A 21,889-nucleotide genomic window follows, 5' to 3' on the forward strand; every position below is an offset into this window, starting at 1 on the left:
AGAGTCAATGCACCCGTTCGACGTAGCAGTCGCACTCGAGAGTGTCGGCGAAGGCACGTACGCCGGACGTACGTCGCCGTCGTACAACAACATGGTCGGCCCGTTCGGTGGCATCACCGCGGCCACGTTCATCCGGGCCATCGAGCTCCATCCCGACTGCCAGGGAACGCCGGTCTCGCTGACTGTGAATTTCGCCGGACCGGTTGCCGAGGGTGATTTCGAGATCTCCGCCCGCCCGGTGCGGACCAACCGAAGCAACCAGCACTGGTATCTCGAACTGACTCAGAACGGTGCGGTGGCGACGACCGCGACCGCGGTGTTCGGTTCGCGTCGGGAGACCTGGGACAACATCGAGGCGGCGGTCCCTGACGTTCCCTCCCCCGCCGACACGAAGCAGGGCGGTCTTCCCGACGCCATCGCGTGGGCACAGAACTACGAGATGCGTTTCGTGCACGGCGCACTGAGCGATCAGGAGTCCGCTGACTCGACCGAAACTCTGTGGATCCGCGATACACCACCGCGGCCAATGGACTTCGCGGCCCTGACCTCGCTGAGCGATGTGTTCTATCCGCGGATCTTCCAGCGGCTCGGCAAGTATGTTCCGGCTGGGACGATCTCGTTGACTACCCATTACTTCGCTACGCCCGAGGATCTCGAGCAGCATTCCGACGGATACGTCCTCGGCACCGCACGGGCACGCCGATTTCACCAGGGCTACTTCGACCAGACTGCCGAATTGTGGACCGAGGGCGGGGTTTTGCTGGCCACCAGTCACCAGATGGTCTACTACAAGGTGTGACTCACCGACGACTGTTCCAGCAGTCGTCGTACCGCGCCCCTGGCACCGTTGTCCTGCAGCGAACGCTTGGCTCGCTGGTACGCACCTCGTAGTCGCGGACTAACCGAGAGGTCCCCGAACACTGCGCGATTGGTCAGGAATGCTCCGGGATTGTCGTGGTCCTCCCACGACAGTCGCTGCAGACGCTCCGCATCGGCGTCGATCATGGGAACGTCCCCACGCTCGTACACCCCACACCATCCGGCGAGTATCAACGCGCAATGATCGACGGTCCGATCGTGCGCCAACCGATCTCGCAGTACCGGCAGCACGAACTTGGGAATCCGCGCGGAGGCGTCGACGATCTGACGTTCGAGGGTGTCTCGAACGGCCAGGCTCGAAAATCGTAACAGCAGTTGCTCGATATAGGCGTCGAGGTCGATTCCCGGTACCGGCGCGAGCGTCGGGGCAGCCTCCGCACGCATGTACGACGCGACGAATTCGCGCATGTCCGGATCCGCCATCACCTCGTGGACGTGGGTGTACCCGGCGAGGATGCCGAGGTAGCTCATGGCCTGGTGGGATCCATTGAGCAGCCGAAGTTTCATGTGCTCGTACGGTGCGACATCGGTGACGAGTTGCACTCCTACTTCGTCGAACGGTGGCCGCCCGAACGAGAAGGTGTCTTCGAGTACCCACTGCGAGAACGATTCCGATTGAACCGGCCAGCGGTCGTCTATGCCGAAGTCACGTCGAGCATCCTCGATGACGGTGGGCGTCGTGGCCGGGGTGATGCGGTCGACCATCGAATTGGGGAACGCGGTCGTGGCATCGATCCAGTCGGCCAAGTCGCTGTCGTGGTGGCGCGCGAAGGACGTCAGCGCGGTGCGAGTGACCGCTCCGTTGTGGACGATGTTGTCGCACGACATCACGGTGAACGGCGGGACTCCGTGGAATCGACGGGTGGCGAGAGCCACGGTCAGAAAACCGAAGACGCTCGTCGGTGTGGAGAGATCCTCGAGATCCGCCAGCACCGACGGATCGGTGGGCTCGAACGCTCCCGTCAGATCGTCGACGCCGTAACCGCCTTCGGTGATGGTCAGGGACACGATCATCGTGGACGGTGAACTGAGCACATCGATGACGGCCTGCGGATCGTCGGGTGCGAAAACGAAATCGGCGACGGAGCCGACAATTCGGGCCTCACGTATGCCGTCGGGGTCGACGGTCACGAGTGTGTAGAGGTAGTCCTGGTCGTCGAGGACCTCTCCGATTCTCTTGTCCTGGGGCAGTACTCCCACCCCGCACAGCGCCCAGTCCAGGTGCCCGGCCGCGAGCAATCTGTCGAAGTAGACCGCCTGATGTGCGCGATGAAACGCACCGACACCGAAATGAACCACACCGCAGTGCAGTTCGTCCGCGTCGTACGCGGGCCTCGCGACGGTCGCCGGTAGGTGTTCCAACGTGGTGCGACGAAGCTCGGTCATGACTTCGGTCCTCGAGTCGGCTGAAGATGAAACGGACGTGGTGAGCGGTGGCACTCCCGGGCAGGTTCTGCCACCAGGAGCACCACCGCAGTTCAGGGGTGAATCAGCAGGACGACTTGTAGACGTACTGTGCGCCTTCGCCGTCGATGTTGTCGGCGGTGATGACGTGGAAACCGGTGGAGATCTCGGCGGTGACCGGCTTGTCGTCGATGGCCGCCATGGCCTGCTCGACGCCATCGGTGCCGATGGTGCCGGGCTGCTGAGCGATCAGGGCCTGCACCGTTCCCTCACGAAGCTGCTTGACCTGCGCCGGGCCCGCATCGAAGCCGACGATCTTGACCTGATCCTGCTTGCCTGCCTGCCGAACTCCGGTTGCGGTGCCTTCGGCCGCAAAGGTGTTGGCGGCGAAGATGCCGACGATGTCGGGGTCCTTGGCCAGTGCGGCCGAGACCAGACGGGCTGCTTCGGCCGGATCGTTGTGGCTGTACTGCACGCCCAGGTAGTCGAAGGCCGAGTTCGCTCCGACGGCTTCCTCGAAGCCTTCCACTCGGGCGTCGGCGGTGGAGACTCCGGGATCGGTGGAGATCACCAGTACCTTGCCGCCTGCCGGGCTGAGCCGCTCGATGGCGCTGAATGCCTCTGCGCCACCGCCCTTGTTGTCGGACGAGATGGAGGAGACCGCGATGGACGGGTCTTCGAGGGTGGTGTCGACAAGGACGACCTTGATGCCGGCTTTGGAGGCTGCCTCGAGGGGTGCCTGCATGGCGGCGACGTCGGTGGGAGCGATGAGAATGGCCGACGGCCGTGATGCCACAACCGAATCCACGATCGGTTTCTGCAGCGTCGGGTCGAACTTCACCGGCCCCTGGGTGTCGACGGTGACGCCTGCGTCCTTGGCCGCGGCCTCGATTCCGCACTGCATGCTGATGTAGAACTCGTCGCCGCTGACGCCCTGGATGAAGGCGATCTTGCCGCTGCCGCCACCGCTTCCGGAGTCGGACGAACAACCCGCCAGGAACATGGCGGAGACCGAAGCGACACTCAGTGCAACGACGGCGGTGCGTGATGTGATCATGGTCGACTTTCTTGTAAAGGGTTGCGAGTGAGGGAGTTCAGGGCCGGTCCGAAGCTAGGGACTTCGAGACCAGAGTCTCTTGAGGGAGCTGGGCGATTGGCCTCGACTTGCAGCGTCGCGTCGACGTTGGTCGAAGTACACCGCGGCGATGAGAACGGCACCGACAGCTACCTGCTGCCAGAAGGGCTGTACTCCGACGATGACGAAGCCGTTCTGCAGTACGGCCGGAATGAACAAACCGACGACGGTGCCGAACATGGTGCCGATGCCGCCGAACAGGCTGGTTCCACCGATGACCACTGCCGCAATGACATTGAGGTTGGTCTGGGACTGGCCGGCGATCGCGGTGGTGCCGTACTGGGACAGCGACAGTATGCCCGCCAACCCAGCGAGGGTGCCGGAGAGTGCGTAGATCTTGACCAGATGCATGTCCACTTTGATGCCGACGCGGCGAGCGGACTGCTCCTTGGAGCCGACGGCAAAGGTGTAGAGGCCGAACTTGGTGCGGTGCAGAACGATTCCGAAGATGACGACCAGCACCAAGGCGATGCTCGAGATCAACGGGATGGTGGTGGCAGGCAGGTTTCCGTAGCCGATCGTGTCGACGAGAACCGGTGGTACGTCGCGGATGTCGACGCCGCCGGTGATGACCTGCGACAGACCGAGCGCCCCGCCCAGTGTGCCGAGTGTGACGATCAGCGGAGGCACTTTCGCCTTACCGATCAGAAATCCGTTCAGCAGGCCCCAGCACAGGCCGCATCCCAGCGCCACCACGATGCCGACGGCCGCCACTCCCCAGCCGTCGCCGCCGATCGCGGCCATCGTCTTCGCCGACACCACGCCGGAGAAGACGAGGACCGAGCCGACCGAGAGGTCGATGCCGCTGGTGACGATCACGAACGTCATGCCGATCCCGAGGACGGCCAGGATGGAGACGTTCTGGATGATCTGCCGGATGTTGCCCCATTCGGGGAAGCTGCCGGGGGCCATGATCGAGAACACCAGGCAGATCGCCGCCAGCACCAGCACGATCTGAAAGACCTGCACTCGCGCCAGCTTTCCGAGCGACTCGACGAGATCGAACGAGTGCCGTGACGGCCTGTCGCCGGGAGGCAACGGCTCGAGCGATGGGGAGATGGTCTGGTTGCTCATCGTGTTGCTCCGGTGGTTGCGCCGGTCATCGCGCCGACGAGTTCTTCCATGGTCGTGTTCTTGGCGTCGAGGGTGGCCACGCGCTTGCCCATCCGCAGCACCTGAACCCGGTCTGCTACTTCCATCACGTGGGGCATGGAGTGGCTGATGAACACCACGGCCACTCCCCTGTCCGCCACGCGGCGGATGGTGTCGAGGACGTTGCGCGTCTGCACCACACCGAGGGCGGCAGTCGGTTCGTCGAGAAAGACGACGCCCTTGGCCCAGGCGACGGCGCGCGCGATGGCGATGGCCTGTTGCTGGCCGCCGGACATCGATCCCACCGGGACGGTGAGGCTGCGGACGGTGGCACCGAGTTCGTCGAGCGCATCCTGTGATTGCTTGCGCATCGTGGAGACGTCGAGGAAACCGAGACGGCCGAGCGGCCCCTTGGCCGGCAGTTCGCGTCCGAGAAACATGTTCTGTTGCGCGTTGAGATGCGGAGCGAGCGCGAGATCCTGGAACACCGTTTCGATTCCGAGTTCTGCCGCCACCGTCGGACTGTCGAGATCGACTGCGGTGCCGTCGAACAGGATCTCTCCGGTGTCGACGGCCAGGCTGCCCGAAAGGGCCTTGACCATCGTGGACTTGCCTGCGCCGTTGTCGCCGATGAGGGCGACGACCTCACCGGGGTAGATGTCGAAGTCGGCGTCGTCGAGGGCGCGCACGTTTCCGAAGCTTCTCGACAATCCCCTCGCTTCGAGGATCGGAGTCGCAGCAGGTGCAACGGTGGCCATGGGTACTCCTCGGTCGAATGGAAACGTTCGGGTGTGGGACAGGACGCCCCACCGACGCCGGTGCAGCACGGTTCGAGAACTGGGTCTGCGCGGCATGTCGAGCTCCCTGCGGGGCTCGCTGTGTTAACGAGTGTGACCCACACAACTCGCATTGTCACGTGTTTCGCGAAAATTCATGTCACCGGTGACATGCCCCTTCGGTCCGGCATGCATGCCATCGCAGTACGAGGCCGATATCCGACCACGGAGTACCGTCTCTGAACAGGACAAATGGACGATCTCCACCGTTTTCGCGACGGGAACGTCGCGCTGCGGTACCGTCCATGACACCGATGACATACGCGTCCACTCCGGGACAGATGACACCGATGACATGACCATTCGGAACAGTGAAGGTAGACCCCATGGCGAAGTTCGACGGCCGCAAGATCTTGGTGACAGGTGCCAGTGGAGGCATCGGCTCGGCAACCGTTCGGCGCTTGGTGGCCGACGGTGCCGACGTCGTCGCGGCGGGCCAATCCGTGAACGCGCTCGACAAGCTGGCCGACGAGACCGGGGCAACGCCCCTGGCGTTCGATCTGACGTCCGAGGACAGTGTTCGTGACGCCGTCGCGGGCCTCGAGCTGTACGGCGTGGTCAACTGCGCCGGTTTCGGCGGCGAGATCGCTACCCCTCAGGACACCGACATCTCGATCTTCGACAAGGTCATCGCCATCAACGCGCGCGGCGCTTTGCTGGTCATCAAGTACACCGTGCCGGCCATGATCGCCGCAGGCACCGGAGCCATCGTCAACGTCTCCAGCCAGGCCAGTCTCGTCGCCCTGACCGGACACATCTCTTATGGATCCTCGAAAGCGGCCTTGGACAACATCACTCGGGTCTCCGCACTCGAACTCGGTCGCCACGGCATCCGCGTCAACGGTGTGAATCCGACGGTCGTCATGACGGAGATGTCCGCGTTCTACTGGGGTCGCCCGGAGATCGAGGAGCCGTTCCTGGCACAGATGCCGCTGGGACGCTGGGCCACCGAGGACGAGATTGCCGCGCCGATTGCCTTCTTGCTGAGCGATGATGCTTCCATGGTGACCGGAGTGTCGTTGCCGGTGGACGGCGGCTACACCAGTCGCTGACGGGACGAGGACGAGCAGACGGGGTAAATCATGACCACCATGCAAGACGTCGCGGCACTGGCCAAGGTCAGTGCCAAGACCGTCTCACGGGTGTACAACAACGACCCGCACGTCGATCCCGATACTCGTGCCCGCGTTGCCGAAGCGCTCGAGTCGCTCAACTATGTGCCGAACACGATGGCGACCTCCTTTCGCAACGGCCAGACGGCGGCCATCGGTGTCGCCGTACCCGACATCGACGACCCCTTCTTCTCCTCCATCGCACGCGCCGTGGAGGAACGGGCCCGCCAGGACGACATGGCAGTTCTCGTCACCAGCCTCGGTCACGACGGAGATCAGGAACAGGCTTTGGTGGAGTCACTGCTGCGGAGGCAGTTGAGCGGCTTGATCATTGCGCCGACGGGTGCAGACCACGCATATCTGGAGCGCTGGCTCGACAAGACACCGACGGTGTTCGTCGACCGCGCACCCGACGGCCTCAAAGCCGACAGCTTCGTCGACGACGATCACGGCGGGGCGGTGTTGGCCACCGATCATCTGCTCGATTTGGGTCATACCCGCATCGCCGTGATCGGCGACAGTGCCGGGATCCCGACCAGCCGCAATCGATTGGCCGGATATCGAGAGTCGTTGCAGGCGCGGGGAATCGAGTTCGACGAGGCACTTGTCGCTCTGGGTGTGCTGGACCGCGGGGATGCGCGTGTGGCACTGACCGACTTGACTGCACTCGACAGTCCGCCTACCGCACTGTTTCTGTCGAACGCGCGAGTGGCGATGGCCTGCGTGCCCGTTCTACAGCAGATGAATTTGCTGCATCTGGCGTTCGTCGGATTCGGCGACTTTCCCCTCGCCGATGCAGTGATGCCACCGGTGACGGTGATCGATCAGAACCCGGCTCGGCTCGGCCATCTGGCCATCGAACGACTGTTGGGTCGAATCGAGAATCCTGGGCGTCGTTTCAAACGACGCAACATCCTCGGCGTCGAGCTGATCGAGCGCGAATCCTGCACTCCCGGAACCACTCACACCATCAGCTGAGCCCGAGTTCTCGGGCCACGAGATCGGCTTGCTGCGCGGTCGTCAGTTCGGCGTCGACGCGCAGGTGCGGGATGCGCGGCGTCCGAGCGGGCGGATCCACCGGCCGGTGGGCATCGCGATCCGCCCCACGAGCGGCCCGGCGTCGCGCCAGGAGCTCCGGCGATCCGTCGACGTGGATCACCTTCGTTGCAGCAGGGGACAATTCGTTCACCAGGAGCGTCCATTCGGGCGCGCCCGTCAATTCGCGGGTGAAGGGCGCAACGAGGACGGGTCGTTGACCGAGCTGTACGAGATCCCGGGCAGCGGCGCGCACCACGGCGTAGCGCCCGGCGCGAATCCGCTCCGAATGTGGACCGACACTGTTCCAGTGTGGGCCTTCGATCAGCGAATCCAGTTCGTCCAGTAGCGGATTGGTGAGGGTGTCGAGGTCGAGCAGGGCCGTACCGAGACGGCGCGCCAGCTCTCTACCCAGCGTCGTTTTGCCACTGCCCGCCGCGCCTGCAACCACCAGGACCGGTAGAGATTCCCGTTCGATTCCGAGGACGTCTTGACAGACATGAGGCATAGCGGGAATCATACAAGACAACGTTGTCTCGCATACGTGCTACAGCGACACACTTCCTCCAATCGAGAGTTCACGTGACCGAGCGCGCCAGCATAAAAGACGTCGCCGCCTTGGCGGGCGTCAGCTTCAAGACCGTCTCACGCGTCGTCAACGGCGTGGATACGGTCCTGCCGGAGCTACGCGAGCGGGTCGAGGCTGCGGTGCAGACACTGAACTACGTTCCGAACTCCGCCGCCAGGTCCCTGAAATCGGGGTCGGGCAACACCATCGGGATCGTCGTCGACTCCATCGACGACGTCTTCTTCGCATCCTTGGTCAGTGCCGTCGAAGATCGCGCACTCGAACACGGGCTGGCCGTCATCGTCGGCAGCACCGGCTTCGATGCCCAGCGCGAACGGGATCAGCTGGCCCTTCTGGCCGGACAACACGTGCGGGGCATCATCCTCGCGCCGGTCGGCGACCACAGTGACTTCCTCGTACCGCGGCGTCGCACACTGCCCACGGTCACCATCGACCGCTCGATCACTGGTTTCGATTCCGTCATCGTGGACGATTACGGTGCCGCCAAGCGAGCCGTCGAGAAATTGGTGGCAAGCGGGCACACGCGAATTGCCCTGCTCGGCTTCGACGATCGCTTGCAGACCGCGCAGTTGCGCAGGCAGGCATACCTCGACGTTCTCGCCGATCTCGGCCAAGAGCCGGAGGCCGCGCTCGCCCCTCCGGTATCCCACGCCGCAGATTCGGTGCGACCGGTGGTGAAGACGCTACTGGCGCAGCGCAATCCACCGACTGCGTTCTTCGTCGCCAACGCTCGACACGCGACCGCCGTGGTGTCGGTTCTGCACGAGATCGGTCGCACCGACGTCGCCATGGTGTCGTTCGGCAATTTCTCGCTCGCCGATGCCGTCAGCCCATCGGTGACCTGCATCGACCAAGATCCGTATCGCATCGGCACCCTCGCATTCGACCGCCTGGTACAGCGGTTCGACGATCCCTATCTCGAACCCGAGCAGCAGATTGCGCCGACCACTCTGGTGGAACGACTTTCACATGCACTCCCTCTACCCGTACAGAAATGAGACCAACTCCGTGAACCCCAGACTTGTTGCGGGACTGGACCTCGGGAGCACCGGCGTCAAAGTACTCGTCACCGACGATGCCGGCACCGAACTGCTCATCGAGCAGAGTCCCACACCGTGGCGGCACGGCCCGGGCGGAACCACCGACCTCGCCGCCGAGGACTTGCTGACCACCATCGGGCAGTTGCTCGACGCCGTCGCGCGTCGACTGCCCGACGTCACCGGCGATCCGGCCGCCCGCATCGACGCCATCGCGGTGTCCGGGATGGGCGAGACGGGCTTTCTTCTCGATGAAGACAACGTTGTCCGCGCGCCGGCTTTCGCGTGGTTCGATCCGCGCGGTCAGCAGCAGGTCGACAACCTGCCGGCCGAATTGCGCGACCGGTTCGCCGGCAAGACGGGCCTTCCCGTCGGCGTGCAGGTCTCCGTCGTCAAGATCGCACACCTTCGCGACAACGGACTGAGCTTGAACGGGCTTCGCTGGTTCAACCTGCCGGAGTTCGTCGTACTGTCCCTCGGTGGCCGGCCGGTGGCCGATTACTCGCTGAGTTCGCGCACCGGACTACTCGATCAGGACAGCGGCGAGCCGTGGTCGGAGATGTTGGCGCACTTGGGTGTCGGCACCGACTTCATGCCGCCACTGGTCGACGCCGGAACCGATCTCGGAACTGCCGACTCACCAACACTTCCCGAGACGATTGCCGGAGCTCGATTGACCGTGGCCGGTCACGATCATCTCGTCTCCGCGGTGTCGGGCGGAGCTATCCCGCCCGACCGCTACCACGTGTCGATGGGCACCGCCGAGGTGCTGCTGCGGGTACTCGACGCTCCGTTGACCACGGCCGCGCGGAGCAGGCTCGCCGACCATCTCATCAACTCGGTACGCCATGTGGTGCCGGGCCAACATGTACTCGTTGCCGGAGTCAAGACCGGCTTGCTGATGCGACGGGCGTTGCAGCTGTGCGACATCAGCGATCGTGCCGGCCGCGACCTACTGGACCAGCGAGTGTGCGCCCTGCCTCCAGGTGGGCCGTTCACCGACGGTGGTATCGACATCGCCGGTGCCCGCAACGACGACGGCGTTCTGTCCATCACGGTCCGGACCGACGGGATCGATTCGGCGGAGCTGTTCCGTTCGATTCTGTTGCACGGCAACGACGAAGTGGCTCGACTCATCGAGGCACTCGACGCCGAGGTGCCGCCAGCCAGGACGACATTGCTCACCGGCGGCTGGGCCGGGATGGCCAGCGTGCGAGACGCGCGAGCTCAGGTGCTGCCCGGCGTCTCGGTCTCGACCCGATCCCAGGACACCGCCTACGGTGCAGCGCTGTTCGCTGCCCGCCTACTGACGCTCATAGAAATCTGAGCCCATATTTCTGCAGTGAGACAACGTTGTCCCACTCGCGCTCGACCCCAACACCCACCAGGAGAAGAAGATGAACGAACTCACCACCCTCGAACGTCGCGGAATGGCTGCCATTTCCACCGAAGACGGCAACATGCTCATCGTCGCGGGAGATCAGCGCAACGGCATGAAGGCCGTCATGAAGGACGCCGTCGACGGGCCGGGCTCGATCACCGTCGAGCAGCTCGCCGAGGCCAAGGCCGATCTGGTTCGCTACCTCGGCAACCACGCGCCGGCCATCCTGCTGGACCCGGAGGTGGCACTGCCGAAGATCGTCGACGACGGTGTGCTTTCACGGGGCACCGCTTTGGTGGTCGGCATGGATGCGTCGGGCTTCGAGGAGACCGGCGGTCTGCGCTACACCCGTTTCGTCGACGGCGTGACCCCGCGCGTGGTGCGTGACCTCGGCGGCGATGTCGCCAAGATGCTGTTCTACATGCGCCCCGAGCAGCAGGGCGTCGATTCCCGTGTTGCCGAGGAGATCCGCGACCTCGTCAAAGCTTGCTCGGCCGAGGGTCTGCTGCTCATCGTCGAGATCTTGACGTACCAGCTCGAGGGCGAGTCGGACGAGGACTACAAGGCCGGCTTCGGCAAGATCATCGCTGATTCCACGCGCATTTCGGTCGAGTGCGGTGCCAAGGTGCTCAAGCTCCCCTACCCCGGTTCCGCCGAGGCCTGCGCTGCCGTCACCGAAGCGGCACAGGGTGTTCCGTGGGCCGTGCTGTCGGCGGGCGTCGATCACGAGACGTTCATCGAGCAGGTCCGCATCGCCGTCGCCAACGGTGCGCGCGGAGCGATGGCAGGCCGGTCACTGTGGAAGGACAGCATGGCTGTCTCTGCCGAGACCCGCGAGGATCTGCTCACCAACCGCGCACTCCCCCGGCTGCGTGAGCTGAACGCGGCCGTCGACGCCTGATCGGCGTCTTTCAACCGAGCCCGTGGGCGAACACGGGCTCGGTCGACGCCGTCTGGGTAGCGTGAACCCATGACGGAAGACTCGAAGCACATCGATATCGTTGCCGCGCCCGGAGTGTTCGCCGACCTGCAGACCGCGCAAGAGCTGGTCGCGAGGGCGCTGTCCGCCCGCGGTCTGTCGGGCGGAATTGTCGACGCTGCAACCGGTTCCGATGAGGTCGTCGTCGTTCCCGGCGATGGAGCACAGGTCGATACGTCGTTGTACAGCAGCGTCGTTCGCGTCGACTTCGGTCAGTGCGCGCCGGATCGGTCCGAGGGGATTCGCGCCCATATCCGGGGCCGCGGTCTCGACGGCCTCCGGTTCGCGATCGACACTGTCTACTTTCATCGCTTCCACCCCGGCACGATCGTGCCGTACGGGGATCACCCCGAGCAACGCGTCGAGTTGCGGGTGCCGGAAGGCGACGGACCCTTTCCCGTCGCCGTACTGATTCACGGCGGGTACTGGCGTTCGCGGTGGGAATTCGACCTGATGGATGCGATGGCGGTCGATCTGACCGCACGCGGCTACGCCACCTGGAATGTCGAATACCGCCGACCCGACGAACACGGGTGGGATGCGACGACCGAAGATGTCGCGGCTGCTCTCGCCGCGCTGGAGACGGCACCCGCCTCGCTGGATCTGTCTCGAATTGTCCTGATGGGTCATTCCGCGGGAGGCCAACTGGCCCTGGGACTTGCGGCCGATTCTGTCGGCGAACGGGTGGCCCCTGCCCTGGCGGTGAGTCTGGCCGGGGTGCTCGACCTGAAAGTCGGCGACGAGCGGTGGCTCGGGGAGGGTGCGGTATCGAACGCCATCGGTGCCCGCTATGCCGAGGCCCAGCGCATCTACGAGGAGTCGTCACCGATGTCTCGACTGCCCCTCGGCGTTCCACAGCTGGTGGTGTCCGCAGTGGCCGACGATCCCAATCTCTTGGAGATCAGCCGCGCGTACTACGCCGCCGCATCCACGACTTCCGATTCCGTTGCTTCGGTCGAAGGACCGGGCGGGCACTTCGCCGTCGTCGATCCCACGTCGGAGATCTGGGTCGACATCGTTGCGGCGGTAGATGCCGCCCTGATGTAACTCGACCTCAGTCGGTGGTGATCGACAGAATCACCCGCGGCTTGCGGCGTCGAGCAATGATCAATTCGACGAGCATGACGATGCGGTACTCGAAGCCGTATTTCTTCTTCAGCACCGAGGTCGGTCTCGAGGCGGCGTCTCCGGTGACGATGGTCGCCGAGCCGGTTACCGCCACGGCGTCATCGGGCACCGCTCCGCGCCGACTGCACGGGCGGAGCTCCACGCGATCGGAGTTCCTGATGCGCTTGACCTTGCCGCTCTCCGCGGGAGTGATGACGACCAGGTTGTCGCCGTCTCGGGCGATCCACACCGGCGTCGATACCGGCGCACCGGATCGACGGAAGGTGGTGAGCGAAACGAATGCCTCGTCGCCGAGGGCACGAGCGTCATCCGAAGTAGTGGCCATGAGTACCAAGTTACGCACCCTCCTCGCGTCGAGTCCGTAGTGTGCATGTTGTGACGCGGAGCACAACGACGTGCAGCCGCGCCGGGACATCGAAAGCGAGATCGTCGTGAAGAGCACCATGCAGGACACCCCACTGTCCATCGGCCAGCTGGTTCGATTCGGGACGTCCATCCACTCCTCGGCCGAGATCACCACGTGGACCGACACCGGCCCCACCACGGTGACATTCGGGGAGTTGGGCAGGCGGGCAGCACAATTGGCTCACGGCCTGAGGTCGATAGGGATCGACGATGATCAGCGAGTCGCGACATTCATGTGGAACAACGCCCCGCATATGGAGGCCTACATGGCGATTCCGGCGATGGGCGCAGTGCTGCACACCCTGAACATCCGACTCTTCCCCGAGCAGCTCACTTACATCGTCAATCATGCCGAGGATCAGGTGATCATCGCCGACGCGAGTCTGCTCCCCCTGCTGACGCCGTTGCTGCCGACGTTCGAGACCGTGCGACACCTCGTGGTCGTTGGGGTCGACCCGGCGCAGGTCACTGCACCCGACGGTATCGAGGTGCTCGGCTACGAGGACCTGCTGGCGGGCAACCCGGAGGAGTTCGATTGGCCCGAACTCGACGAACGGTCAGCTGCCGCAATGTGTTACACCTCGGGCACCACCGGTGATCCCAAGGGGGTCGTGTACTCGCATCGTTCGATCTACCTGCATTCCATGCAGGCGTGCATGACCGACGCAATGGCAATTGCGCAGTCCGACAAGGTGTTGGCCATCGTGCCGATGTTCCACGCGATGTCGTGGGGGCTCCCGTATGCGGCGCTGATGGTCGGTGCGTCCCTGATCATGCCCGACAGGTTTCTGCAGCCGGCTCCGTTGGCAGAGATGATGTCGACGCTTCGTCCGACGGCGGCGGCTGCTGTCCCGACGATCTGGCAGGCCCTGCTCGCTCATCTGGACGAGCATCCGGCGGATCTGTCGAGTCTGCGTGATGTGGTGGTCGGCGGTGCCGCATGCCCACCGAGTCTGATGAAGGCATTCCACGAGAAGTACGGCGTCCACATCTCGCAGGCATGGGGCATGACCGAGACGTCACCGCTCGGCACCTCCGGTAGGCCCGACGCGGGACTATCGCCGGAGGACGAGTTCGACTTGCGTTGCACACAAGGCAGATTCGTTGCCGGCGTTCGGGCACGACTCGTCGACGACGCCGGAACGGTCCTGCCGTGGGACGGGAGGACCGTCGGCGAGCTCGAGGTCCGTGGCCCGTGGATCACCGGCAGCTACTACCGCGCCGACGCGGACGACAAGTTCGACGACGGTTGGCTGCGAACCGGTGACGTGGGCACCATCTCCGAGAACGGCTACCTCCGCCTGACCGATCGCTCCAAGGACATCATCAAGTCCGGCGGTGAATGGATCTCCTCGGTGGAACTAGAGAACCAGGTGATGGGACACCCGGCCGTTCGCGAGGCCGCGGTCATCGGTGTGCCCGATCCGAAGTGGGACGAGCGGCCACTGGTCGCTGTCGTCGTGCGCGAGGGTGCGTCGGTGACGGCCGAAGAATTGAAAGAGTTCCTCGACAGCCGCGTCGCGCATTGGCAGTTGCCGGAACGATGGACCTTCATCGACGAGGTCCCGAAAACGAGCGTCGGCAAGTACGACAAGAAAAGGCTGCGGAGTTCCCACGCCGACGGTGCGTTGGAGGTCATCGAACTGGTCTAGCTCCAGCCGATACGCCTCTCACGATTGGTGCCGTCAGTGCGTTGTCGGCGGGCCCATTCCCAACGAGGCGAGAGTCATGTCCGCAACTCGTTCGAGTTGATCCCGAGTCGACCCGTCTCGGGCACGTTGCGACATGCCCTGGATGACGACGCCGATGAATTCCGCTGTGTCGAGAGGTGCCGACGACTGCGGCAGGATTCCGTCGGCGGCGTTCTCCGAAATGCGTTGTGCCAACAGTGAGACGTTGGCATTGCGTATGTCGCGCAGCCGATCTGCGATGCTCTGGTTGGCCTCGGTGACCCCGACGGCCGAACTGATGATCAGACAGCCCCCCGGACAGGACTCATCGGTGTAGTGCGATGCTGCCTCGTACAGCAGTCTGGAAATGAGTTCGGCAGCGTTGGGCTCCTCGGCAAACGCCCGGCCCATGAAGTCACCGCGGGTCGCGAGGTAACGGTCGATAGCAGCGAAGAACAGCTCTTCCTTGCCACCGAATGCGCTGTAGAGACTTGGCGGGTTGATGCCCATAGCACTGGTGAGCACGGAGACGGAAGTGCCCTCGTACCCGTGCCGCCAGAAGGCCAACATCGCTTTGTCGAGCGCGGCGTCGACGTCGAACTTCCGGCCCTGCCCGCGAACCCCGGCCATTGTTCCCCCTCCCTCTCGCGCATTGCACTGCTCGGTGTGGCCGAGCTTACTCGTATAGCGATCGATACACGAATAGCCTAGCCTCGGACAGGTCGCGCTACGTGAACGAGAGGAAGTCGAATGAAAGCTGTTGTCATCACCGGCAAGGGTGGACCCGAGGTACTCACAGTCGCGGAGATCGACGAGCCCGACGCCGGCCCGGGCGACGTCACCGTGTCGGTGGCTGCGGCAGCCGTCAATCCGGTCGACATCAAGACCCGCTCGGGATTCCTGCCTATCGAACTGACGTACCCCGCGGTCCTCGGTTGGGATGTGTCCGGCACCGTCGTCGCCGTCGGACCATCGGTCACCCGATTTACACCAGGCGACAACGTGATCGGAATGATCGCGCAACCAGCGCACCGCTTCGGCACCTATGCCGAGCGAGTCGTCGCCGACGAATCACTGTTCGCGCACGCACCCATCGGCATCAGCCTCCAGCACGCCGCAGCAATCCCACTCGCCGCCCTCACCGCCATGCAACTCATCGACAAGATCACCCTCCCTGCGCATTCGACGGTCTTGGTGACGGGTGCGGCCGGTGCGGTGGGCGGCATAGCGTCGGCGCTTCTGTCGATCCGCGGCCACACCGTCGACGCTGTCGCGCGGAAGTCCGATACCGAAAACCTCCTCGCACACGGTATGCGCAGGGTGTTCACGAGTCCCGTCGACCTGCCTGCGGGCGCTTACGACGCCGTCGTCGATACGGCCGGCATCGTCGACGCCATCGACAGCGTGCGCGACGGCGGAGCGTACGTCTCGATCGAGGACGGAAATCAGCCCGAGCCACAGCGCAACATCACGCCGAGTAAGAGCTACGTGAACGAGGACGGGCTGGGGCTCGAGAAATTCGTCTCGCTCGTCTCCGCGGGGACGATCACTGTTCCGGTCGCTCGCCAATGGGAATTCGACCAAGCCCCACAGGCACATTCGCTGCTGGCCGCCGGTGGAACACGAGGAAAGGTGTTGTTAATCCCATGATCGGTGTTGCTCGACCCGTCCCCGGTGCGCTATGAAATACGGAATCAATCTTCCCAACTTCGGGCCGCAGATCGACCCGGACGGAATTCTCGCGTGGGCGCGCACTGCCGAATCCGCTGGTTTCGACAACGTGCTGCTTTCCGATCACGTCGTACTGACCGAAGACGCTCACGGCCGCTCGCCGTCACCCTTCTACGAATGCCTGGCGACGCTGTCGTGGCTCGCGGGTCAGACCGAGTCCATTCGCCTCGGCAGCGGGGTACTGATCGGAAGCCATCGCCATCCGGCGCATCTGGCTCACGCGACCGCCACAATCGACCGGCTCAGCGGTGGACGACTCATCGTAGGAGTGGGCGTCGGTTGGACGACCCAGGCATTCGATGTGCTGGGTGTTCCCTTCGACCGGCGAGGTCGAATGACCGATTCGACGCTCGAAACTCTGCGTGCAGCATGGTCTTCCGAAACGTACGGGGCCATGGGAGCAAGCGGCACACCCCGCCGAGTTCACACTGGACCGCTACCGCTGCAGACACCGCATCCGCCACTGTGGATCGGTGGCAACGGTGCAGCCGCACTCGACCGGACGAACGCGTTGGGCACCGGCTGGCATCCCCTACACCCCACCCGGCAACGATGCATCGATGGCTCCCGCGCGCTGAACGATGGTAAGGAGTTCGTCCCGCGGATCTTCTTCCTACCCTCTGACGCTTCGGTGCAATCGCCGAACCGCCCGCTCGGCTACGGGTCCATCGAACAAATTCTCGAAGACGTTCAGTTCCTCGCCGAACTAGGCACCGAGACAATCGTTCTCGACACCGACCCTGGAGACCAGAAGCTTCGACGTTCTACTGCCCACGATCTCGAACTGGTTCGATATGCAGGCGACGTGTTGGGGATGTGAGTCACACGCTCGACAGTGCGAACTATCCGCTCCAACCCCAGTTGTAGGGGTTCACCACGATTCGGTACCAGGTATCGGCGTTCTCGACGTTGGTGCACGGCACCACGATGTACGACTGCGACGCCTTCTCGAGTGACTGCGCCTTGTTGCAAAAGTATTGCGCGCCTTCCCCGGACTGCTCGGCGCGATAGACAGGGCCGTAGTGCCATTCGTCGGCACTGGCGGTTGCAACTCCCATCGTGGCACCGGCGGCGAGCGGAAGCGCCAGAAGTCCGGTCAATACGGCAATACGTCGGCTGATGCGGTTCATTCGAGGGCCTTTCGTGGCGGCACGTCCTGCACAACGTCGCCGGCCGTGGTCCGGCCACCGACTCGATCCGTTCATTGGTGACGTCGCTCGACGGCCGAGTCGCGTTACCGGTCGACGCGACGCAGCGCGGCTACCCATCGACCTCCACGCCGAACCGCACCGCCAATTCCGCCAATCCGTCGTGGTAGCCCTGACCGATCGGTCCGCTTGCCAACGCACGCACAGCGAGCCCTTCTGCGAGACGACGTTTCCACACTTTCTGCCTGCTAGAGCAGGCATAAAGGCCCATTGTCGGCGGGACCTTCGGATAAGTTCCAATATGCATGCCAGGGCAAGCACAAGGAGCGATGATGGCGGAACCGCGACGACGAGCCCGTAAGCACTCGTGAGAACTGGCCGAAACGTTCGTCGCGCGTCGCCTTCAGTTGCGCATGACCCAAGCCGAGTTGGCGTTGCTCGCCGGGGTGGGTCGTTCCACCGTTCAAGCACTCGAAGGAGGAAAGAACACAGTGCAGCTCGACAGCGTGGTCGCGGTCGCGGATGCTCTGGGGTGCGATATCGCACTGCTCACGCGCGCCGGATCGTTAGTGCCACCGCTGGCTCCGACATGATTCAAGCACTCGAGCTACGAGAGGTCGATGCAGCCGATGCCTAGCAGGGAAGACCTCTTCTTCCCGATTAACTGACCCGCTCGGGAAACGACATGGTGTTTCGATACGACAGCACTTACCTCGACGACTCCTCTGCGTCGGATCGTCACCGAGGCCCGAATTGACGGTCTCCCGCATCCCCCAGTCCGGGCACGATGATGCCCCGATCGTTGAGCTCATCGTCGACGGCGGCACACACCACGCGGACGGGATGTTCTGACTTCTCCAGCGCTGCAAGGCCTTCGGGTGTGACCACGACGCACACGACGACCACGTCGGTTGCTCCACGTGCGACGAGCAAGTCGATCGTCGCGGTCATGGACCCGCCCGTGGCCAACATCGGGTCGAGAACGAACACCGGCGTGCCGGCGAGATCTGCGGGGAGAGACTCGAGGTACGGCACCGGCTGCAGTGTCTTCTCGTCTCGTGCCATGCCGATGAATCCCACACCGGATCGCGGAATGAGCGCACTCGCCTGCTCCACCATGCCCAGCCCTGCCCGGAGAACAGGAACCAGCAGAGGTGGGTTCGCCAACCGCACACCCGTGGTGCGGGCAACCGGGGTCTCGACCGCGAAAGTGTCCACCGGGGCGTCACGCAAAGCCTCGTACACCAACGTGTGTGTCAGCTGCCGCAGCGCCGAACGGAAGGTCGCGTTGTCACTGTGGACGTCGCGCATCGTCGTCAAAAGCGCAGCGGTCAAAGGATGGTCGACTACGTGGGTATCCATGGTCGCAGATTATGGGCCCCTCGTCGGCCATCCGTCCACACGGCTCGCGCTCGCTCGAACTGTCCGAAAGCGACCCCTCAGCGTCGGCAACTTTTGCCCACGACGGGGCCGCGACCGGCACGTTGACTCGGACGCATGACGCTTCGCAACGATCGATTCGAGTTCGACACCGACATCGCTCCCCTGTCTCGGAACGCAATCCGATGACGGTCGGACCGCTCTCCGACTGCCTCGTCGTCGATCTCTCGCGTGCACTTGCCGGACCGCATGCCGCGATGATGCTCGGGGACCTCGGCGCGCGAGTGATCAAGGTCGAGTCACCCAGCGGCGGTGACGACACGCGAAGCTGGGGCCCACCCTTCGTCGCCGACGACGAGGGCGATCGACACTCGACGTACTTCCTCTCGTGCAATCGCAACAAGGAGTCCATCGCACTCGACCTGAAGGCTGTCGACGGTCGAGAAACGCTCACCGCATTGATCCGCCGCGCCGACGTGCTCGTCGAGAACTTCCGCCCCGGCGTTCTCGCTCGCCTCGGCTACAGCATGGAGGCCTTGCACGAGCTGAACCCGCGTCTGGTGATCCTGTCCATCACCGGTTTCGGCCACGACGGGCCAGAAGGCACGCGCCCCGGTTACGACCAGATCGCTCAGGGCGAAGCAGGATTGATGTCCCTGACCGGGCCGTCGAAGGACGAACCCACTCGGGTCGGCGTTCCCATCGGTGATCTGCTCGCCGGAATGAACGGCGCATACGGCGTCGTGGCCGCATTGCACGAGCGCAACACCACCGGACGCGGCCGCGTCGTGCGAACCAGCTTGTTGGCCTCCATCGTCGGGGTGCACGCATTTCAAGGCACTCGCTACACCGTGGCCGGCGAGGTGCCCCGCCCCACCGGCGGACATCACCCGTCGATCTGCCCGTACGGTCTGTTCCACTCGTCTGAGGGTCTGGTTCAGATTGCCGTGGGCAGCGAGGGATTGTGGCAACGCTTCGCTCCCGCATTCGGATTGGACCGTCCGGAGTGGGCCACCAACCCCCAACGCGTCGACGACAGAGAGGCCGTCATCGCCGCTGTCGATGCCGTTTTCGCGGACTGGCCGACCGACAAACTTCTCGGACTACTCGGTGAGCTCGGCATACCGGCCGGACGCGTCCGTGATCTGGCCGAGGTCTACACCTGGGAACAGACCCGGTCGCAAGGACTGATGATCGACGTCGACCATTCGGCCCTGGGCACCATCTCGTTGCCCGGCCCACCGTTGCGCATGGACGAGGATTGCGACGGTGCCGCGATGCGCACGACGCACGCAGCCCCGCCGACCCTCGACCAGCACGGCGACTCGATCCGCGCCTGGCTCGAGACGACGCCATGACCCGTACCGGCGCGCCGGCACGGCTCGGCGCGATCGAACTCGTCGAGATGGTCGTCGACGCCGGCAGTTTCGTCCGATGGGACACCGACCCGCTTCCCCCGATCGGGGTGCACGGACCGGCGGATCAGGGCTATCTCGACGAGCTGGCCGCGGCCCGTGAAACGAGCGGCTGCGACGAGTCGGTGTTGACCGGCGAAGCCACCCTCGCGGGGCGCCGGGTGGCACTCGTCCTGTGCGAGTTCGGGTTTCTCGCCGGCTCCATCGGAACTGCGGCCGCCGAACGATTGGTACAGGCCGTCGAAAAGGCGACAGCAGAACAGCTTCCGCTGCTCGCCTCGCCGACCTCCGGCGGAACACGGATGCAGGAGGGCACGGTCGCCTTCTTGCAGATGGTCAAGATCTCGGCGGCTATCGCTGCACACAAGTCGGCGGGTCTCGCCTACGCCGTCTACCTTCGCCATCCCACGACCGGTGGAGCACTTGCCTCGTGGGGCTCTCTCGGCCACGTCACTGCGGCCGAACCGGGTGCGCTCCTGGGCTTTCTCGGTCCGCGCGTGTACCAGGCGCTGTACGGCGAGAAGTTTCCCGAGGGAGTGCAGACAGCCGAAAACCTCGCTGCCCGTGGCCTCGTCGACGCGGTGGTCCCTCCCGAACAACTCCGTGAGGTTGCCATTTCGGCCCTCGCCGTCCTGTGTGCGCCACACGAGCCACCTCCGCCGGTTCCGAACATCCCGTTGGAGCACCTCGACGATGTGCCTGCGTGGGAATCCATCCGTCGTTCTCGGCGGCCGGAACGGCCGGGAGTACGCCACCTCGTGCGATCGGCCGCGAACACGGTGACGACGTTGCAGGGCACCGGAGCCGGTGAGATCGAGCCCGGATTGTTTCTGGCCCTTGCCAAGTTCGGGGCCTCGGCGTGTGTCCTTCTCGGCCAGGACCGCACTTTCGCCGATCAGCCGTTGGGTCCCGCCGGCCTCCGGGAAGCGCGACGCGGAATGCGGCTGGCGGAAGAGCTGCAACTACCCCTCGTCACAGTCATCGACACTGCCGGTGCCGCGTTGAGCAAGGAGGCCGAAGAGGGTGGCCTCGCGGGCGAGATCGCCCGCTGCTTGGTGGAACTCACGACACTGAAGGCACCGACGATCTGCCTGCTGCTCGGCCAGGGAGCCGGCGGCGGCGCACTCGCGCTGCTCCCCGCCGATCGGGTGCTGTGCGCCCAGCACGGCTGGCTGTCGCCACTGCCGCCGGAGGGTGCATCGGCGATCAAGTTCCACACCACCGACCGCGCAGCCGAGATGGCAGAGGAGCAGGGAGTGCGCAGCCTGGACCTGCTCCGTAACGGTGTGATCGACCGGATCGTGGCCGAACGGCCGGATGCCTCCGACGAACCTGCGGCGTTCCTGTCACGCCTCGGTACCGTGCTCGAACACGAGTTGGCCGTACTCCTTGCCGCCGACCCTGCCGCGCTGGCGACCTCACGGCTGCAGCGCTACCGCTACCTGGGGATGTCCGATAACCAAAAAAGTGCGCTGATTGGGCAAAGCTTGCCAGTGCACCCCCGGTCCAACGGTCGATAACGTTCGTGGGGCG

General features: G+C 64.3%; 22 protein-coding genes. 13 read left to right on the top strand and 9 right to left on the bottom strand.

Going from position 1 to position 21,889, the window contains the following annotated elements; translation table 11 throughout:
* Positions 1 to 7: 7 nt before the first annotated feature.
* Positions 8 to 799 carry an acyl-CoA thioesterase gene (locus CH278_RS25425; RefSeq protein ID WP_094623182.1) on the top strand — a complete coding sequence of 264 codons (792 nt, stop codon included), beginning with the start codon at positions 8 to 10 and terminating at the stop codon, positions 797 to 799.
* On the opposite strand, the gene CH278_RS25430 is transcribed toward CH278_RS25425, so the two are convergent.
* The 4 genes from CH278_RS25430 to CH278_RS25445 form a co-directional block, all read right to left on the bottom strand.
* A complete protein-coding gene (locus CH278_RS25430) occupies positions 787 to 2,265 on the bottom strand; it encodes a mannitol dehydrogenase family protein (protein WP_094623183.1) in 1,479 nt (492 codons plus the stop codon). The two genes, CH278_RS25425 and CH278_RS25430, sit on opposite strands and share 13 nt — an antisense overlap.
* A 103-nt stretch (positions 2,266 to 2,368) precedes the next feature.
* Positions 2,369 to 3,340, bottom strand: a complete 972-nt coding sequence (locus CH278_RS25435; RefSeq protein ID WP_032368947.1) for an ABC transporter substrate-binding protein — start codon at positions 3,338 to 3,340, stop codon at positions 2,369 to 2,371.
* A 54-nt stretch (positions 3,341 to 3,394) separates the two neighbouring features.
* Positions 3,395 to 4,492, bottom strand: coding sequence for an ABC transporter permease (locus CH278_RS25440; protein WP_032393059.1), 1,098 nt, complete (start codon positions 4,490 to 4,492; stop codon positions 3,395 to 3,397).
* Entirely contained in the window at positions 4,489 to 5,268 is a 780-nt protein-coding gene (locus tag CH278_RS25445; protein ID WP_032364377.1) for an ATP-binding cassette domain-containing protein, read from the bottom strand. Before CH278_RS25445 ends, CH278_RS25440 begins: the two co-directional genes overlap by 4 nt.
* 404 nt (positions 5,269 to 5,672) lie before the next feature.
* On the opposite strand from CH278_RS25445, the gene CH278_RS25450 reads away from it, so the two are divergent.
* Both CH278_RS25450 and CH278_RS25455 read left to right on the top strand, forming a co-directional pair.
* Positions 5,673 to 6,398, top strand: coding sequence for an SDR family oxidoreductase (locus CH278_RS25450; RefSeq protein ID WP_094623184.1), 726 nt, complete (start codon positions 5,673 to 5,675; stop codon positions 6,396 to 6,398).
* Between the two features lie 30 nt (positions 6,399 to 6,428).
* Entirely contained in the window at positions 6,429 to 7,436 is a 1,008-nt protein-coding gene (locus CH278_RS25455) for a LacI family DNA-binding transcriptional regulator (RefSeq protein ID WP_032406900.1), read from the top strand.
* Here the strand turns inward: CH278_RS25455 and CH278_RS25460 are convergent.
* Complete coding sequence (locus CH278_RS25460) at positions 7,429 to 8,001, bottom strand: AAA family ATPase (RefSeq protein ID WP_072692177.1); 573 nt, start codon at positions 7,999 to 8,001, stop codon at positions 7,429 to 7,431. The genes CH278_RS25455 and CH278_RS25460 overlap by 8 nt on opposite strands.
* Before the next feature lie 74 nt (positions 8,002 to 8,075).
* Here CH278_RS25460 and CH278_RS25465 point away from each other — a divergent pair, with 74 nt between their 5' ends.
* From CH278_RS25465 to CH278_RS25480, 4 genes are all read left to right on the top strand, one after another.
* Positions 8,076 to 9,080 carry a LacI family DNA-binding transcriptional regulator gene (locus tag CH278_RS25465; protein ID WP_032406901.1) on the top strand — a complete coding sequence of 335 codons (1,005 nt, stop codon included), beginning with the start codon at positions 8,076 to 8,078 and terminating at the stop codon, positions 9,078 to 9,080.
* A gap of 10 nt (positions 9,081 to 9,090) precedes the next feature.
* On the top strand, positions 9,091 to 10,446 hold the full coding sequence (locus CH278_RS25470) for an FGGY-family carbohydrate kinase (RefSeq protein WP_032406983.1): 1,356 nt from the start codon (positions 9,091 to 9,093) through the stop codon (positions 10,444 to 10,446).
* Positions 10,447 to 10,516: 70 nt separating this feature from the next.
* Entirely contained in the window at positions 10,517 to 11,401 is an 885-nt protein-coding gene (locus tag CH278_RS25475; protein ID WP_032406902.1) for a tagatose-bisphosphate aldolase, read from the top strand.
* Positions 11,402 to 11,470: 69 nt separating this feature from the next.
* Positions 11,471 to 12,526 carry an alpha/beta hydrolase gene (locus tag CH278_RS25480; protein ID WP_094623187.1) on the top strand — a complete coding sequence of 352 codons (1,056 nt, stop codon included), beginning with the start codon at positions 11,471 to 11,473 and terminating at the stop codon, positions 12,524 to 12,526.
* Between the two features lie 7 nt (positions 12,527 to 12,533).
* Here the strand turns inward: CH278_RS25480 and CH278_RS25485 are convergent, their stop codons facing one another.
* Positions 12,534 to 12,932, bottom strand: coding sequence for a PPOX class F420-dependent oxidoreductase (locus CH278_RS25485; RefSeq protein WP_032406903.1), 399 nt, complete (start codon positions 12,930 to 12,932; stop codon positions 12,534 to 12,536).
* A 106-nt stretch (positions 12,933 to 13,038) separates the two neighbouring features.
* Here CH278_RS25485 and CH278_RS25490 point away from each other — a divergent pair, with 106 nt between their 5' ends.
* Complete coding sequence (locus CH278_RS25490) at positions 13,039 to 14,664, top strand: long-chain fatty acid--CoA ligase (RefSeq protein WP_032406985.1); 1,626 nt, start codon at positions 13,039 to 13,041, stop codon at positions 14,662 to 14,664.
* Positions 14,665 to 14,697: 33 nt separating this feature from the next.
* Here the strand turns inward: CH278_RS25490 and CH278_RS25495 are convergent, their stop codons facing one another.
* Positions 14,698 to 15,312 (bottom strand): TetR/AcrR family transcriptional regulator, encoded by a 615-nt coding sequence (locus CH278_RS25495; protein ID WP_032364370.1) that lies wholly within the window; start codon positions 15,310 to 15,312, stop codon positions 14,698 to 14,700.
* A 120-nt stretch (positions 15,313 to 15,432) separates the two neighbouring features.
* Between CH278_RS25495 and CH278_RS25500 the strand changes: the two genes are divergently transcribed.
* Entirely contained in the window at positions 15,433 to 16,332 is a 900-nt protein-coding gene (locus tag CH278_RS25500) for an NADP-dependent oxidoreductase (RefSeq protein WP_094623188.1), read from the top strand.
* Positions 16,333 to 16,363: 31 nt separating this feature from the next.
* Positions 16,364 to 17,233: a TIGR03619 family F420-dependent LLM class oxidoreductase gene (locus CH278_RS25505; RefSeq protein WP_032384882.1), complete on the top strand. Its 870-nt coding sequence runs from the start codon at positions 16,364 to 16,366 to the stop codon at positions 17,231 to 17,233.
* A gap of 22 nt (positions 17,234 to 17,255) precedes the next feature.
* Here CH278_RS25505 and CH278_RS25510 read toward each other — a convergent pair whose 3' ends face one another.
* Positions 17,256 to 17,543 (bottom strand): hypothetical protein, encoded by a 288-nt coding sequence (locus tag CH278_RS25510; RefSeq protein ID WP_032364367.1) that lies wholly within the window; start codon positions 17,541 to 17,543, stop codon positions 17,256 to 17,258.
* 392 nt (positions 17,544 to 17,935) lie between these two features.
* Here CH278_RS25510 and CH278_RS25515 point away from each other — a divergent pair, with 392 nt between their 5' ends.
* Positions 17,936 to 18,154, top strand: coding sequence for a helix-turn-helix domain-containing protein (locus CH278_RS25515; RefSeq protein ID WP_256991837.1), 219 nt, complete (start codon positions 17,936 to 17,938; stop codon positions 18,152 to 18,154).
* 145 nt (positions 18,155 to 18,299) lie between these two features.
* Here CH278_RS25515 and upp read toward each other — a convergent pair whose 3' ends face one another.
* The gene (gene upp, locus CH278_RS25520) at positions 18,300 to 18,923 is read right to left on the bottom strand and encodes a uracil phosphoribosyltransferase (RefSeq protein ID WP_094623189.1); all 624 of its coding nucleotides are present in this window, start codon (positions 18,921 to 18,923) and stop codon (positions 18,300 to 18,302) included.
* Positions 18,924 to 19,126: 203 nt separating this feature from the next.
* On the opposite strand from upp, the gene CH278_RS25525 reads away from it, so the two are divergent.
* Positions 19,127 to 20,299 carry a CaiB/BaiF CoA transferase family protein gene (locus CH278_RS25525; RefSeq protein WP_094623287.1) on the top strand — a complete coding sequence of 391 codons (1,173 nt, stop codon included), beginning with the start codon at positions 19,127 to 19,129 and terminating at the stop codon, positions 20,297 to 20,299.
* Complete coding sequence (locus tag CH278_RS25530; RefSeq protein WP_094623190.1) at positions 20,296 to 21,876, top strand: carboxyl transferase domain-containing protein; 1,581 nt, start codon at positions 20,296 to 20,298, stop codon at positions 21,874 to 21,876. Before CH278_RS25525 ends, CH278_RS25530 begins: the two co-directional genes overlap by 4 nt.
* Positions 21,877 to 21,889: the final 13 nt, after the last annotated feature.

The organism is Rhodococcus sp. 05-2254-5 (assembly GCF_002258575.1).
Lineage (GTDB): Bacteria > Actinomycetota > Actinomycetes > Mycobacteriales > Mycobacteriaceae > Rhodococcoides > Rhodococcoides fascians.